Below are 14425 nucleotides of genomic sequence, written 5' to 3'. Positions count from 1 at the left end.
GAAGCAGGATATGGCTGGCGGCTGGGCCTTTCTCGGTCTCTCCCGATTGGCGGCGCCCGCCCCCTCAGAAGGGCCGGGCGACCGCAGCCTCGGCCTCGCGGTCTCATCCACGGGCGGCGTGGCGCTCATCGAGGAGAACGAGCACGTGCGGCAATCGATCCTGATCCTGCTCGCCACGCGGCCGGGCGAGCGGGTCATGCGGCCGGACTACGGCTGCCCGCTGCACCGGCTGATGTTCAACCCCAATGACGCGACGACGGCGGGCCTCGCCATTCACTACGTGCGCCAGGCCCTGCTGCGTTTCGAGCCGCGCGCGGAAATCCTTCATCTCGATGCCGGGCCGCGTGCCGGCGCGACGGGAACGGACGATCCGGCGCGCGCCACGTTGTTCGTTCATCTCGACTATCGGGTGCGCGCCACCCGCCACGCCGAACGGCTCGAATTCAGTCTGGATCTGACGGGGGACGCGGCCTGATGCTCACCTATCCGCCACTCGACGACCGCCGGTATGACGATCTCCTGCGCGAGGCGCTCGCCCTCATCGACGAGCGCTGCCCGCAATGGACGGACCGCAATGCCTCCGATCCGGGCATCACGCTCGTTGAGCTTTTCGCCCATCTCACCGACATCATGCTCTACCGGCTGAACCGCCTGCCGGAAAAGGTTCATTACGCGCTGCTCGACCTGCTGGGCGTCGCCCCGCGCGCGCCGGCGCCGGCCACGGTCACGCTCACGTTCCGCCTGTCGCCACAGGCCGTCGATGCAGGCCGCCTCGTCATTCCCCGCGGCACGGCGGTGAGCGACAAGAGCGGCTCGGTTACCTTCCACACGCTCTCGGAAGCGGCGTTTCCGCAACGGCACGCGCCGGACACGGAGGTAACAGTGGAGGTGCGCGCGCTCCATGCCGAGCGGGTTGAGGCGGAGGTGCTCGGCACGGGCACCGGCGCATTCGGACAGGCGCACACCGTCCGGCGCGGCCCCATCCTGCGCCGGCCGGTGGCGGGAGACGACCTGCGGGTCGCCGTCGAACTCGGCCCCGACGACAGCGCGCAGGGCCGAGAGAAAAGCGATCTGGAGAAAGTGCGCATCGACGGCAGAACCTTCGCGCTGTGGCGGGAAGTCGAATCCTTCGCCGGCCTCGCTCCGGACGCGCAGGTCTTCGCCGCGGACAGGCTGCGCGGGACGATCATCTTCATGCCGAGCGCCGCCGCGGCCGGCGCGCTGGCGGACCAGACCCGCCCAAGCCGGGCGGGCCCCGCGAAGGACCGGCAGATCCGGGCCTGGTACCTGCGCGGCGGCGGCGTCAGGGGGAATGTGCTGCCGGGCACCCTGACGGTGATGAAGACGCCTGTTCCGCAGGTGAGCGTCGAAAACCGGGAGCCGGCCTTCGGCGGCGAGGACAAGGAGCCGGTCGCCGATGCGATCGCCCGCGGCAGCGAGGCGGTGCGCGTGCTACGCTCCGCGGTGACGACGCGCGATTTCGAGAACGTCGCCCGCGAGGTGCCGGGCATCGCCCGCGCCAGAGCCTATGCGCAGCGCGATCTGTGGGCCTATGGCAGGCCGGGCGTCGTGCATGTGCTCATCGTGCCGAAGCTCGACGCGGCGGATACGGATGCGGACACGCTCGCCTCGCGCCAGAGCCCCGGCCTTCTCGCCGATGTCGAGACCCTCATCCGCCGCCGCCGGCCGGTGGGCGTCGAGACCCACGTCGAGTGGGCGCGGTGCCGCAAGCTAGACCTCTCCGCGCATCTCGTCGTGTCCGAATTCGAGAACGCCGCCGCCGTGCGTGCGCGGCTGACCGGCGCCCTGCGGGCCCTGCTCGCGCCCGATGGCCAATGGGCGTTCGGCCAGCCGCTGCGCGCCTCGGACATCTATGAGACCCTGACGCGCGAGCCCGGCGTGCGCTATGCCGAGCGCCTGCGGTTCCACACCGGCGACGCGCCGTCCGAAATGATCGTCGACATCCATCGCGACCGCTGTCAGGAGACGACCTGTTTCGCCGCCGGCCGTGCCCTGTTCCGCAGTCTCGACCGTGGCGAAAGCTGGGAAACGGTTCTGGACCCGGCCGCCGGGGAAGCCGCGCGGGAAACCTTTCTCGGCGTGCGCACCGCGCCCTTCCTGCCCGGCAAGGTCGCGGCCTTTTCGCGGCGGGAGGAAGCGGGCCGCGCCACCTACATCCTCTATATCTCCGAGGATGGCGGCGAGAGCTGGCGGGATACGCGGCGCGAGGCGCAGGGCACGCAGGCGCCGCTCCTGCATTTCGTCTTCCCCAACGAAATCCGCGATGTCGCCTGGAGCGAACTCGACGGCATGCCGGTGCTGTTCATCGCCGGGCGCGACATGCTCCAGCGCATCCGCTTTTCCACCGTGACGGCGGCGGAGCCCGTGCCCGTGCGCGGCGCCACGGAGGCGGAGCGACGGGAGGACCAGCGCGGCTTCGAGGCGCTGGCGACAGCGCGCCATCTCTCCGGCCTGCACCTCATCGCCGTGGCGGCGCGGGAAGGGCTGGGCATTTTCATCGCCGTCGGCGGCGGCACGTTCCGCCGCCTGCCGAACACGACCGGGCGGCCGGTCAGCAGCCTCGCCTTCCAGCAGGTTGGCAACGAGACCTTCCTCTGGGCGGGCTTCGCCGCCGCCGGCGGCGAGCCGGGACAGGGCGCCATGCGCATCGGCATCCGCCTCGACGGCAGCGAGGATCCGACCGGCTGGCAGGCGCTCAGCGACGGCTGGACGCATGGCAGCTGCGAAGCCTTCGACTTCTGGGACGATATCGCCATCGCCGGCAGCAACCGGGGCGGCATTCTCTGCTGCCGTCCGGGCCGCGACGCCCGCTGGAGCGATCCCCCCGCGATCTCATGCGGCCTGCCCCCGGTCGACGAGCGCCGCAGTCTGCCGCCGGTGCGCGGCGCCGCCATCGGCCCGTCGGAGACGGACGTGCCGTTCCTGTTCTTCGGCGGCGAGGCGGGCATCTACCGCAGCGCGGATCTCGGCCGCACCTATGCGGAGATCGGCAGCGACGTCTTCGACGACAAGGTGCCCCTGCCCCGGCACTGGCTGTTCCGCCCGGGAGCGATCGAACTCACGATCACCTCCGAATCCGGAGAAAGCCTTTGACCTGCCGGGACAGAAAGCCGGACATGCTGCCGCGTTCCCGGGCGGCTGGACGCGGATTCCGGCCGGGAGCGACAGAATGAAAGCCGGGGCCATCGCCGGCCTGCTGCCGGAAATCTACCGCGACGCCCTTCCGGCAAGTCCCGTGCTGGCCGCGCTGCTCGCCGTGATGGAGGAGATGCACGCGCCGACGGAAGCCGTGCTCGCGGGACTCGACATCTCTTTCGATCCACGTTACGCGCCGGATGCGTTCGTCGCCATGCTGGCGCGCTGGCTGGCGCTCGGCCCCTATCTGGAACACGACGGCGCCGCCCGCGTGCAGACGCGCATCGACCCGGACGCCCTGCGCAAGCTCGTGAGCGTGGCGGCGGAATGCGCCCGGCTGCGCGGCACCAGCGAGGCGCTCGTTACCCTGCTCGAATGCGCGACCGGCGTCAGCGGCTTCACGATCACCGAAAATCCGGTCGATCCACGGACCGGACAGAGGAGCGCCTTTCACATTTGTGTGGGCATACCGGCGGATGCTGCCCACAGGCTGGACCTCGTCGCGCGCATCGTCGCCGGCGAGCGGCCTGCGTGGGTGACCTACGAACTCGACATTTTACCCGCCGGACCGGACGGCACTTGAGGAGAACCGACATGGCAAGCTTTCAGATCAGCGACCCGCCGCCGAACGCGGTCCTCGCCGAGGCCGCGGAGGTCAAGGGCACCTACAACGGACTCGTCGCCTTCACGGTCGAGAATCTGACCGGGCAGAACCTCACGGCGAGCCTCAGCGTCCTGCCGGCCGAGGAGGCCGAACGCGCCCTCTATCGCTTCGAAGGCGCCTCCGTCACCAACCCCACGCTGTATACGGTCGATTTCGGCCCGCGTGAGGTACATACCGTCAAGCTTGCGATCGCCGCGCCCGCCGGCGCCGCGCCGAAGGCATCCTCCTTCCGGCTGCGGGTGGCGCTCGAAAACGGATCCGACACGGATTCCGTGGAAAGCCGCCCCGTCGCCTTCACCGTGCCGGCGCTGCCCGCCGCGCCGCCGCCGGCCAAGAAGCCTTTTCCATGGTGGGCCGTGGCCGTCGCCGCCGTGCTGGTGATCGGCGTCGCCGGCGGCCTCACTTATGCTTTCTGGCCGAAGCCGGAGGTGGAGGAGGAGGAACCGGGCGACCAGACCACGGCCACGCCGGCCATTACCGGGACGTGGATCAACGTGAATGCGAACACGCGCAGCATTCCGCAGATCGTCATCGCCAACGATACGGTGCATGTCTGGGGCAAATGCTCGCCCACCAACTGCGACTGGGGAACGACGCCGCTGCGGCAGACCCGCTGGCGCCGGCCCGGTGGTACTACCTATGTCGCCCGCCCGCTCCCCAACCGTTACAGCGCCTTCTACGATCAGGGGTTTGCAACGCGGACGATGTCGTTCCGCCTCGACACGACGAACGACCAACTGAACGTCACGACCGCCACGGCCTTCAAGGACAACAGCGGACGGCCGGACAGATCGGAGACCGAACAGTTCCGCCGGCAGTGATCCGTCGTGTTTTACAGTATTGAGCGCCAGCGAACCGGAAGCATCTCATGCGCCCTGTCATCATCGGACTGATCCTGCTCGGTATCGTGTTTCTTGTCGCGATGGGTGCCGGCGCGGCGCTGGTGCCCACGGGCAACGGCAGCGCGGACTGGAAAGACCGGATGAACAGCGAGGGGGCGCCGTGGCCGTTCGAGGTGCTCGGCGCCCTGTTCTCGCCGCTCGCGCCCGGCGCCACACCCGTCGCGGCCACGGAAAACCAGTGCGGCGGTGGCGCGCTGTTCGTCGGCAAGTCCGCACAGAAGAACCGGGTTGCCCGCGCCCGGCTCACGGCCGGCAACGGCGCCCGGATCAGCCTCAGCGGCCTCGATCCGCGCGCCGACGGCAAGCCCATGCCGATGGTGCTGTGCCTGCGCCGCGCGGATGCCGCCGTCCCCACCTCGGGCTGCGAAAACCAGAGGCTGACGGACGAGGCGACCTTCGCCATCGGCCCGGGCGGCGGCTGTTTCACCGTCGAGGCTCTCGGCGGCGGCACGCCGCGCGTGACCTGGAATTGACGGGCGCCCCTCACGCCACCGCGCGCACCACGCGAACCAGGGACAGAATGCCGCCGATCAGGAGCGGCAGCATCCAGATCGTCGCCACGATGCTGATGACGAGGGCGGCGAGCGCATCCACGATGGAGACGAGCGGATTGGGCACGAGCCCGTGCAGCAGGCCGAGGATGAAGGCGAAAGCCAGCGTCACGGCCGTGAGCGCGACGAGCTTGCCGTTCTTGACGATGGTCGGCGCCGCGACCACGAGAAAGATGGCGCCGATGATCTGCACCGTCATGAACAGCGAGAGGACAATCCGGCTCGTCCCCGTATCGAATGTGCCCCAGATCACCATGTAGGCGATGGTGCCGAAAGGCACCGCGAGGAACAGGGCCAGCATCACCGACAGCAGCGTGATGGCCTTGACGATGAAATAGAGGCCGAAGAGCAGGCCCACGATGGAGCCCACAAGCGCGACGACCGTCTGAAGCCGGCCACTGACGGCGCCGAGCTGCAGCACCTCGCAAGTCAGGATGGCATAGCTGTAGCAAGGCAGCACGCAGAAGAAGCACAGGGCCGCGAGACCCAGGCCGGGGCCTTTCTCCGCCTCGAAAATGCCGAGCGCACCCGCGCTGCCGCCCGCGACCAGCAGGCTCAGAAACAGGCAGAACAGGCCCAGCAGCAGGAACGGGATCTTGATCATGGGCGTGCACCGTGTTGCTGCATAGATCACTTCGTCTTTTCAGGGAAATGATAACATGACTAAAATTTATGATTTTGATCGAATGCTTATTAACCAGTCAGTTCTATTTGATCAGAACGCGCTCTATACCCTGTCACGGATATGCTTCGTTTCGTTGACAGGCTGGCCCGGCCCATGGAAAACGGGAGAGGTCCCCGCTGTCCGGAGTTCATCGCGTCAACGGCAGGAGCAATAGGCTTCCGATGCCTCGTCGTTCCAGGCGCCGCCGACATAACGGTAGCTCCGGTTCGACCGGAAGCGCGCGCCCTTCCTGTTGAAATTCTCGTACAAGGTGAGCGTGCATCCGTTCGTCACCCTGAACGACGAGAGCTCGTCGTTCCACGACGGTTCATAGTAGACACATCCCCCGCCGGGACCGTGGCTGACCGAAGTGCATACGGTCTCGCCCCTTTTCATGATCATCGCGTCACCGTCATTGAGCCGGTATTGGGCCCCCTGATAGTCCCGATGTTCATAAAGTATGCATGCGGCATAGGCGGAGGAGGATAGCACCGTCACCCCCGCGGTCAGCAATAAAACCTTCCATATTCCGATGGCTTCTTGATGTGAATGCATAGCTCAGTTCCCCCTTATCGATGGGCCATGCCGTGCGATCCGGACTGCGACCGCGGCGTGGCGGTTGCAGGAACGTGCGCCGGCAGACCTCCCTCATGGGCGCCTGCCCGTGAAAGGCGGCTCCCGCGAAGAAGGCTGCTGATACCTGTAGCGTTTACACTCAGTCGATGTGACCGGCCCTGCGGACGGGGCCTGATAGAATGTTAATGCATCGGCGGCCGCCGTGCCAGCGCGATCGGCATCGCGCGCCCTGAACCGCGCCGGAATCGCCCGGAAAATTCGACCGCGACTTCACGATTTCACGTTCATATAACGCGCCTGTACGATACTGCGCCCGAACGGACTTAGGCAGCTCGTTGGGACAGCCCGGCAAACGGCGCGGGAACCGTGCAGTTTCGCCTACCATGCCGGCAAAGGAGAGACCATGATCATTCGTCTGAAAACGCGCTACGGGCATTTCGCAGGCGCTTGCCTTTGTCATGGCGCGGAGGCGCGGCGCGTGGTCTGCACCATGGAGGACGCGCTCTCCCGGCGCGCGGTTCTGAAAGGGGTCACGGCCACGCTGGCAGCGGGGGCGCTCGGGCAGGCGACGCCGCTCGCGGCCGAAGCGCCGGCCACCATCGTGCTCGCCAACGCGCGGATCTTCGACGGCGTTTCCGCCGGGCTGATCGACGGCCGCGACGTCGCCATCGCCGGAGGACGCATCGCGGCGCTCATCCCTCGCGGAGAAGCCGTCGAAGACGCGCAGGTCATCGACTGCGCGGGCAAGGTGATCATGCCCGGCCTCATCGACGCGCACTGGCACAGCTTCATGGCCGCGCTGCCGCAGGCTGTCGCGATGACCGCCGATGCCGCCTACATCCACCTGCTCGCGGTGCAGGAGGCCGGGCGCACGCTGCTGCGCGGGTTCACCAGCGTGCGGGATGTCGGCGGGCCGACCTTCGCGCTCAAGCGGGCCGTCGACGAGGGGCGCTTTCCCGGTCCGCGCATCTTTCCCTCCGGGGCGATGATCTCGCAGACCGCTGGCCACGGCGATTTCCGTTTCCGCAGCCAGATCCCGAGCGCACCGGCGGCGCCCCTCAGCCCGGCGGAAAAGGAAGGGATCGCCATCATCGCCGACGGCGTGCCGGAGGTCCTGAAGCGCGCCCGCGAGCAATTGCTGCTGGGGGCGAGTCAGTTGAAGATCATGGTCGGCGGCGGGGTTTCGTCGCTTTACGATCCGCTGGACTCGATCCAGTTCACCGCGCCCGAGATCAGGGCGGCTGTCGATGCTGCCTCCGACTGGGGCACCTACGTCTGCGCCCACGTCTACACGCCCGAAGGAATCGAACGCGCCCTCGCCTGCGGCGTGAAGAGCATCGAGCACGGCCAGCTTGCCGACGCGCAGACGGCCAAACACATCGCCGATGCAGGCGCCTGGTGGAGCCTCCAGCCCTTTCTGGCGGACGAAGACGCCAACCCCCAGTCAACGCCGGAGCAGCAGGCCCAGCAAAAGGCCATCGCCGAAGGCACGGTCCGCGCTTTCGAACTGGCCCGGCAATACGATGTCAATGTCGCCATCGGCACCGATATCCTGTTCAGCCCGGCAAAGACGGCGACGCAGGGCCGGCAGATCGCCAAGCTTGCGCGCTGGATGTCGAACGTCGACGTGCTGAGGCTGGCCACCAGCCGCAATGCCGCGCTGCTGGCGCTGTCGGGCGCCCGCAACCCCTATCCCGGCAACCTGGGGCTGATCGAGGCCCGCGCCCACGCCGATCTGCTCGTCGTGGATGGCAATCCGCTCGAAGACATCGGCATCATCGGCGATCCGGAACGCCGCATGCAGCTCATCATGAAGGCCGGCATCGTTTACAAGAACACGCTGGCAGCATGAGAGCGCCCGGACACAGCGCCTCAAACGCCCGCAATGAGCTTGAACGCGATCGCCCACATGACAGCGGCGATGATCCCTTCCAGAATCCGCCATGCCGACGGCCTGGCGAAAACCGGCCGGAGCCGCGTTGCGCCATAACCGAGTGAGAAGAAAAAGAGGAACGATCCCGAGATCGCGCCCGCCGCGAAAGAAACCTCGAAGCCGGGGAACTGCGTCGAGATCGTGCCGAGCAGGACGACCGTATCGAGATAGACATGCGGGTTCAGCCAGGTGATGGCGAGGCAGGCCAGCAGGGTTTTCGCAAGGTCGCGTTTCTCCGCCGAGGCGCCGACCGTCAACGCTTCGGTGGAACGCAGGGCGGAGCGCAGGCTTCTGGCGCCGTACCAGATCAGGAAGGCGCCGCCGCCATAGCGCATCGCGGGATCGAACCACGGCAGCCAGCCTGCCACTTTCCCGAAGCCGGATACACCCGCCACGATCAGGATCGCGTCGGACATCGCGCAGGCGAGGCAGACGGCGAAGACATGCTCGTTGCGCAGACCTTGCCGCAACACGAAGGCGTTCTGCGCGCCGATGGCGACGATCAGGCTCAGACCCATCGTCATGCCTGCGAAAAAAACCGAAAGATTCATTGCTACAGGACCATCCCCGCCGATTCACGGGACTTGTGGTAGCTGCGATCCTGTGATCAGCATACTTAAATCGAGTAACCCGGATTAAGCAGAGCTAATCCATGATCGACTATCCCGCCGCGAATGCCGTCGCGATGGTTGTGCAGACAGGCAGCTTCGAGAAGGCCGCCAGAGCCCTGAACGTGACGCCCTCGGCCGTCTCCCAGCGCGTGAAGCAGCTTGAGGAGCGGCTCGGCACGGTACTGATCGAAAGAGGCACGCCATGCGTCGCAACCGAAAAGGGCGCATGGCTCTGCCGGCATATGGAGCATGTGGGGATGCTCGAACAGGAGCTGACCGGGCATCTGCCGGGGCTGGCCGATCCGGCCGCGCCCATGCAGAGGGTCACGCTCAACGTCGCGGCCAATGCAGACAGCCTTGGAACATGGTTCCTTACGGCCATATCCGCCTTCACGCGCAACTCCGCCTACCTGTTGAACGTCGCGGTCGACGATCAGGACCATACGGCGGAATGGCTGCAGCGCGGCCGCGTTCTGGCGGCCGTCACCTCCCTCGCGAAGCCGGTTCAGGGATGCCGCGTCACCCCTCTGGGTGCGCTCCGTTACCACGCGACGGCCAGCCCCGACTATGTCGAACGCCACTTCCCGTCCGGCGTGACGCCTGAGGCCATCGCCCGGGCGCCAGGCCTCACCTTCAATCAGAAGGACCGGCTTCAGCTCGCATGGATACGCCAGGCGCTGGGCCGGAGCGTCACCTATCCGACCCACTGGTTGCCTTCGACGCAAAGCTTCGTCGATGCCGGTCTGGCGGGCATGGGGTGGGGCCTGAACCCCGCCCTGCTGGTGAGAGAGCATCTGGCGTCAGGCCGGCTGGTGGAGCTGATTCCCGGCACCGCGCTGGACATCCCGCTGTTCTGGCAAGTCAGCCGCCTTGCCGCCGACCGGCTTTCCGATCTGACGCGGGAAGTCGTCGCGACGGCGAAGCGTGAGCTGGCGCCGCGCCCGGTCATCGCGTGATGCCGGCCGGCAGGCGCGCGAGTGTTTCGGCGACCTGCTGCTTCGCTGCATCGGGAAGTGGCAGGATCGGCCGCGGCGGTTCCACGTGGCAAATGTCGAGCAGGTCGGCAAGCGCATAGACGACGCGCAGGCTGGAGAATTGCCTGAACAGATTCCAGAGCGGCGCGAGCGCTGCGTCAAGCCGGCGCGCTTCGGCGGCGTCACCGTGCTGGGCAGCTGTGACGATGCCGAGACAGACCTCCGGAAACAGGCCGGCGAGCACGCTATACCACGTGTCGGCACCCGCGATCATCGTCTCGGTCGCCATCCAGTCGCCGCTGCAGCCGATGGAAAAGGCGGCCGGGACGATGCCGCGCTGCCCGGCCAGATGGCGCGCCGTTTCATCGGGCTCCCAGCCGGGGTTCTTGATCGCGACGATGCCGGGCACTGCGGCAAGGCGCGCGACCAGCTCCGGCGTGAACCGGAAGCGAGTGGTTCCGGGGTTGTCGTAGATGACGATCGGCAGGCCACTCTCCCGCGCCACGGTGGAGAAATGCACGAACACCTCCTCGTCGGCGAGCGGCGTGTAGGAGACGGCCGACAGCAACCCCGCGGCTGCGCCGATGGCCCTCGCATCCTGCGCGAGCCCCACCGCTTCGTCGGTCCTGAGCGCACCGATGCCGACGACGACAGGCGTGCGGCTACCGATTTCGTCCAGCGCGGCTTCCACCGCCCGGCGCCGCTCGTCACGGGTCAGGTACATGTAGACGCCCGTGCTGCCGAGCAGGCCGATGGAGTCGACCTGTGCGTCCGAAAGCCGGGCAACCAGCCTGCGCAGCGCCGCGATATCGACACGACCGGCGTGGTCGGCGGGCGTGATCGGAAAGGCGCATAGTCCGTTTGGAAAAGTCATGGCGTTCCTGTCAATCGGTTCGCGGCCTGTGATGACGACCCGGGAGCGGGACGCCCGTCTCTTCCAAGGCTACCCTGAAACCGGTTCACGGAGAACATCCAGCCCGCAGTGATACAAGCGATCGGGCCGGGAAAGGCCGACAGGCTGCGATAGTCACGGCAAAGAACAAGTGAATAAAATTCCTATATATCATGCACTCTCATATAAATTCTTGTTTTCACACGTCGGGCACGCGGCAAACGCCATGGGTTTGCCCGGACCACATGGGTTGCCCGCACCGTTTCCCATCCTTGGCAGCGTGGAAAACCATGACAACGATCAATGCTCTCCTCCGGCGATCGTCGGATGATGTTGCTATCGTTGATCGCCGCATGGCGGATGGCGAACAGGACGGCGGATAGAAGCCGGACGCCGAATTCGCGGCGCCGGTCCCGCCGCTCTACGGCGCCCACAGTGGCAGGCGCTCTCTTGGTGACCGCCCCGAACCGTGAAACCTGCTCCCGACGCCGCTCGGGATCGACAAGTCTTCGCGGCAGGTGTGGCCGTGAAGCCGCGTATGGAGGCAGCAATAGCCCCCGGCTGTTGCTGGAGTCCTTCATCCAAAAAACGCACGAGGCTCGAACGCGACGATTCCATTGGGAAAATCAGCCTCGACAGTCGCACTCACCGGTTTTCGACAACGATACGGAACGAGCGATATGAACGATACTCCGGAAACAACAGAAACAGCAGAGTCACAGAGGTTCCGTTTCCCTACCGCTTTCACGATCCTCTTCGGGCTGATCATTCTGGTCGCGGCGCTGACGTGGATCATCCCGGCCGGGCAATACAACCGCGTCCTCAATCCCGCGCTCAACCGCGAAGTACCCGTCGCGGGAACCTACGCGGAGACGGAGGCGAACCCGCAGGGCCTCTTTGACGTCATCATGGCGCCCATCGGCGGGCTCTACAATCCCGCCACCAATCAGGCCAACGCCGTTGATGTGGCGGTCTTCGTGCTCATCCTCGGCGGCTTCATCGGCGTCGTCACCGCGACGGGGGCGATCAATTCCGGCATCGGCAGCGCCATGATCGCGCTCAAGGGGCGCGAGAAATGGCTGATCCCCGTCCTGATGGGGCTCTTCGCCTTCGGCGGCACGACCTACGGCATGGCCGAAGAGACGCTCGCCTTCTACATGCTGCTGATCCCGATCATGATCGCGGCCCGTTTCGACGCCATAACGGCGGTGGCGGTCATCCTGCTCGGCGCGGGTGTCGGCGTGCTGGGCTCGACGGTGAATGCCTTCGCCACCGTCATCGCGTCGGACGCCGCCGGCATTCCCTTCACCCAGGGCATCGTGCTGCGTTTCGTCATCCTCGGCCTGTGCTGGCTGGCCTGCGTGGTCTACGTGATGCGCTACGCGGCGCGCGTGCAGCGCGATCCCTCGAAGTCGCTGGTCTATGACATGAAGGCCTCGAACGAGGAATTCTTCCTCAGCGCGCACCGGGGCGAGCGGACCGACTTCACCGGCATGCACAAGCTCGTGCTGGCGATTTTCGGCATCACCTTCGTGGTCATGATCTGGGGTGTGCTGAAGGGCGGCTGGTGGATGGGCGAGATGAGCGGCCTGTTCCTCGCCTCGGCGATCCTGATCGGGCTGATCACCCGCCCCGGCGAGCAGAGCTTCGTCGAGTCCTTCGTCAATGGCTCGCGGGATTTGCTCGGCGTCGCGCTCATCATCGGCCTCGCCCGCGGCATCGTCGTCGTCATGGATGCCGGCAAGATCACGGACACCATCCTGCATTGGGCGGAACTCTCGGTCGCCGGCCTCGGCAAGGTCGCCTTCATCAACGTCATGTACTGGCTGCAGGTGCTGATGTCGTTCTTCGTGCCGTCCTCGTCCGGCCTCGCGGTGCTGTCGATGCCGATCATGGCGCCCGTGGCGGATTTCGCCGGCGTGGGGCGCGAGCTGGTGGTGACGGCCTACCAGTCGGCCAACGGCCTCGTGAACCTCATCAACCCCACCTTCGCGGTAGTGATGGGCGCGCTCGCCATCGGCCGCGTCCCCTACGAACGCTGGCTACGCTTCATGTGGCCGCTGCTGCTCATCCTCACCGTCATCATCACGGCATGCCTCAGCATCGCCGTCCTGCTCGCCTGAAGGAGAATGCCATGACCATCACTTACGGCGTCCACTCGGAAGTCGGCAAGCTGCGCCGGGTCCTCGTCCACAGGCCCGGAAACGCCCTTGCCCGGCTCACGCCCACGAACTGCCACGAGCTGCTTTTCGACGATGTCATCTGGGTCAAGCAGGCCCGCGTCGAGCATCTCACCTTCGTCGATGCCATGCGCCACCGGGGCGTGGAAGTCGTGTTCCTGCGCGAGCTGCTGGTGGAGACGCTGCAGGACCCGGAAGCACGCCGATGGCTGCTCGACCGGCGGGTGAACGAGGACACCGTCGGCGTCGGCCTCGCGGACGACCTGAAGGCCTATCTCACCGCGCTCGATGCCGACGCGCTCTCGCTGATCCTCATGGGCGGCATGAACCGCGCGGAACTGCCCGTCGACGCCCGGGGCCTGCTCGCGCCCACCCTGCGGCCGGAGGACTTCGTTCTGCCGCCGCTGCCCAACCATCTCTTCACCCGCGACACCACGTGCTGGATATACGGCGGCGTGACGCTCAACCCGATGCACTGGAACGCGCGCAAGCTCGAAACCATCAATGTCGCCGCCGTCTACCGCTTCCATCCGGATTTCCGCGACGCGGGCTTCCCGATCTGGTGGGGCGATCCGGACAACGACCACGGTCTCGCGACGCTTGAGGGGGGCGACGTGATGCCGGTCGGTAACGGCGTCGTCCTGGTCGGCATGGGCGAGCGCAGCACGCCGCAGGCCGTCAGCCAGCTCGCGCGGGCGCTGTTCGCGCAGGGCGGCGCGGAGCGCGTCATCGCCTGCAAGCTGCCGGTGGAACGCTCCTCCATGCACCTCGACACGGTCTTCAGCTTCTGCGACCGCGATCTCGTGACGGTTTTCGCCGAGGTCGCCGCGAAGATCGAGCCCTATTCCATTCGCCCCGGCGAGAAGGAATGGCAGATCGATGTGCGCAAGGAGGAGCGGCCGCTGACCGAGGTAGCGGCCGAGGCGCTGGGCCTGAAGGCGCTGCGCGTGGTCGAGACCGGCGGCGACACCTATGTCGCCGAGCGCGAGCAATGGGACGACGGCAATAACGTGCTGGCGATCGAGCCGGGAGTCGTCATCGCCTACGACCGCAACACCTATACGAACACGCAGCTTCGCAAGGCCGGCATCGAGGTCATCACCGTGCCTGGCTCGGAACTGGGCCGCGGCCGGGGCGGCGGCCATTGCATGACGTGCCCGCTGATCCGCGACCCTGTGTAGGGCATGGAGACTTTTGGGTGACGCTGGCCTGCAAACGGCGGATTTCGGCGCTTCCGGCACTGATCGACATCTAGTCCGTTCCGCTCCGGTTATCGAAACCCGTCATTTTCGGCCAGGCCTAACCCGTATCTCGACACACCC

13 protein-coding genes are annotated in these 14425 nt (G+C 66.6%); 9 read left to right on the top strand and 4 right to left on the bottom strand.

From position 1 onward, the window contains the following. The first annotated feature begins 10 nt into the window (after window positions 1–10). The 5 genes from FHS82_RS07460 (at window position 11) to FHS82_RS07440 (ending at window position 5195) form a co-directional block, all read left to right on the top strand. Window positions 11–475, top strand: coding sequence for a GPW/gp25 family protein (locus FHS82_RS07460; RefSeq protein WP_166950517.1), 465 nt, complete (start codon window positions 11–13; stop codon window positions 473–475). Next, complete coding sequence (locus tag FHS82_RS07455) at window positions 475–3114, top strand: baseplate J/gp47 family protein (protein ID WP_166950515.1); 2640 nt, start codon at window positions 475–477, stop codon at window positions 3112–3114. The genes FHS82_RS07460 and FHS82_RS07455 overlap by 1 nt, the downstream gene beginning before the upstream one ends. A gap of 76 nt (window positions 3115–3190) precedes the next feature. Further along, a complete protein-coding gene (locus tag FHS82_RS07450; protein ID WP_166950513.1) occupies window positions 3191–3739 on the top strand; it encodes a phage tail protein in 549 nt (182 codons plus the stop codon). An 11-nt stretch (window positions 3740–3750) separates the two neighbouring features. Beyond that, window positions 3751–4641, top strand: coding sequence for a hypothetical protein (locus FHS82_RS07445; protein ID WP_166950511.1), 891 nt, complete (start codon window positions 3751–3753; stop codon window positions 4639–4641). Between the two features lie 47 nt (window positions 4642–4688). Next, window positions 4689–5195, top strand: a complete 507-nt coding sequence (locus tag FHS82_RS07440; RefSeq protein ID WP_166950509.1) for a hypothetical protein — start codon at window positions 4689–4691, stop codon at window positions 5193–5195. Window positions 5196–5205: 10 nt separating this feature from the next. On the opposite strand, the gene FHS82_RS07435 is transcribed toward FHS82_RS07440, so the two are convergent. Further along, on the bottom strand, window positions 5206–5877 hold the full coding sequence (locus tag FHS82_RS07435; RefSeq protein WP_166950507.1) for a hypothetical protein: 672 nt from the start codon (window positions 5875–5877) through the stop codon (window positions 5206–5208). 216 nt (window positions 5878–6093) lie between these two features. After that, window positions 6094–6492, bottom strand: a complete 399-nt coding sequence (locus FHS82_RS21335) for a peptidase inhibitor family I36 protein (RefSeq protein ID WP_166950505.1) — start codon at window positions 6490–6492, stop codon at window positions 6094–6096. Window positions 6493–6916: 424 nt separating this feature from the next. Here FHS82_RS21335 and FHS82_RS07425 point away from each other — a divergent pair, with 424 nt between their 5' ends. Further along, a complete protein-coding gene (locus FHS82_RS07425) occupies window positions 6917–8365 on the top strand; it encodes a metal-dependent hydrolase family protein (protein WP_166950503.1) in 1449 nt (482 codons plus the stop codon). A gap of 20 nt (window positions 8366–8385) precedes the next feature. Here FHS82_RS07425 and FHS82_RS07420 read toward each other — a convergent pair whose 3' ends face one another. Continuing rightward, entirely contained in the window at window positions 8386–8997 is a 612-nt protein-coding gene (locus FHS82_RS07420) for a LysE/ArgO family amino acid transporter (protein WP_166950501.1), read from the bottom strand. A gap of 101 nt (window positions 8998–9098) precedes the next feature. On the opposite strand from FHS82_RS07420, the gene FHS82_RS07415 reads away from it, so the two are divergent. After that, window positions 9099–10013, top strand: coding sequence for a LysR family transcriptional regulator ArgP (locus tag FHS82_RS07415; protein ID WP_166950499.1), 915 nt, complete (start codon window positions 9099–9101; stop codon window positions 10011–10013). Here FHS82_RS07415 and FHS82_RS07410 read toward each other — a convergent pair. Then, window positions 10003–10905: a dihydrodipicolinate synthase family protein gene (locus tag FHS82_RS07410; protein ID WP_166950497.1), complete on the bottom strand. Its 903-nt coding sequence runs from the start codon at window positions 10903–10905 to the stop codon at window positions 10003–10005. The two genes, FHS82_RS07415 and FHS82_RS07410, sit on opposite strands and share 11 nt — an antisense overlap. A 698-nt stretch (window positions 10906–11603) precedes the next feature. Here FHS82_RS07410 and FHS82_RS07405 point away from each other — a divergent pair. Both FHS82_RS07405 and arcA read left to right on the top strand, forming a co-directional pair. Further along, window positions 11604–13046 carry a YfcC family protein gene (locus tag FHS82_RS07405; RefSeq protein ID WP_166950495.1) on the top strand — a complete coding sequence of 481 codons (1443 nt, stop codon included), beginning with the start codon at window positions 11604–11606 and terminating at the stop codon, window positions 13044–13046. An 11-nt stretch (window positions 13047–13057) separates the two neighbouring features. Next, complete coding sequence (gene arcA, locus FHS82_RS07400; RefSeq protein WP_166950493.1) at window positions 13058–14284, top strand: arginine deiminase; 1227 nt, start codon at window positions 13058–13060, stop codon at window positions 14282–14284. Window positions 14285–14425 lie beyond the last annotated feature (141 nt).

This window comes from Pseudochelatococcus lubricantis (genome assembly GCF_011762225.1).
Classification (GTDB): Bacteria; Pseudomonadota; Alphaproteobacteria; order Rhizobiales; family Beijerinckiaceae; genus Pseudochelatococcus; species Pseudochelatococcus lubricantis.
The sequence above is the reverse complement of the archived record's forward strand: the minus strand, read 5'-3'. Positions and strand labels throughout refer to the sequence as shown.

What these genes read in the sequence shown, in the direction of transcription:
- FHS82_RS07460 (WP_166950517.1), top strand. Translation starts at nt 11, where the DNA reads ATGGCTGGCGGCTGGGCCTTTCTCGGTCTCTCCCGATTGGCGGCGCCC.
- FHS82_RS07455 (WP_166950515.1), top strand. Translation starts at nt 475, where the DNA reads ATGCTCACCTATCCGCCACTCGACGACCGCCGGTATGACGATCTCCTG.
- FHS82_RS07450 (WP_166950513.1), top strand. Translation starts at nt 3,191, where the DNA reads ATGAAAGCCGGGGCCATCGCCGGCCTGCTGCCGGAAATCTACCGCGAC.
- FHS82_RS07445 (WP_166950511.1), top strand. Translation starts at nt 3,751, where the DNA reads ATGGCAAGCTTTCAGATCAGCGACCCGCCGCCGAACGCGGTCCTCGCC.
- FHS82_RS07440 (WP_166950509.1), top strand. Translation starts at nt 4,689, where the DNA reads ATGCGCCCTGTCATCATCGGACTGATCCTGCTCGGTATCGTGTTTCTT.
- FHS82_RS07435 (WP_166950507.1), bottom strand. Translation starts at nt 5,877, where the DNA reads ATGATCAAGATCCCGTTCCTGCTGCTGGGCCTGTTCTGCCTGTTTCTG.
- FHS82_RS21335 (WP_166950505.1), bottom strand. Translation starts at nt 6,492, where the DNA reads ATGCATTCACATCAAGAAGCCATCGGAATATGGAAGGTTTTATTGCTG.
- FHS82_RS07425 (WP_166950503.1), top strand. Translation starts at nt 6,917, where the DNA reads ATGATCATTCGTCTGAAAACGCGCTACGGGCATTTCGCAGGCGCTTGC.
- FHS82_RS07420 (WP_166950501.1), bottom strand. Translation starts at nt 8,997, where the DNA reads ATGAATCTTTCGGTTTTTTTCGCAGGCATGACGATGGGTCTGAGCCTG.
- FHS82_RS07415 (WP_166950499.1), top strand. Translation starts at nt 9,099, where the DNA reads ATGATCGACTATCCCGCCGCGAATGCCGTCGCGATGGTTGTGCAGACA.
- FHS82_RS07410 (WP_166950497.1), bottom strand. Translation starts at nt 10,905, where the DNA reads ATGACTTTTCCAAACGGACTATGCGCCTTTCCGATCACGCCCGCCGAC.
- FHS82_RS07405 (WP_166950495.1), top strand. Translation starts at nt 11,604, where the DNA reads ATGAACGATACTCCGGAAACAACAGAAACAGCAGAGTCACAGAGGTTC.
- arcA (WP_166950493.1), top strand. Translation starts at nt 13,058, where the DNA reads ATGACCATCACTTACGGCGTCCACTCGGAAGTCGGCAAGCTGCGCCGG.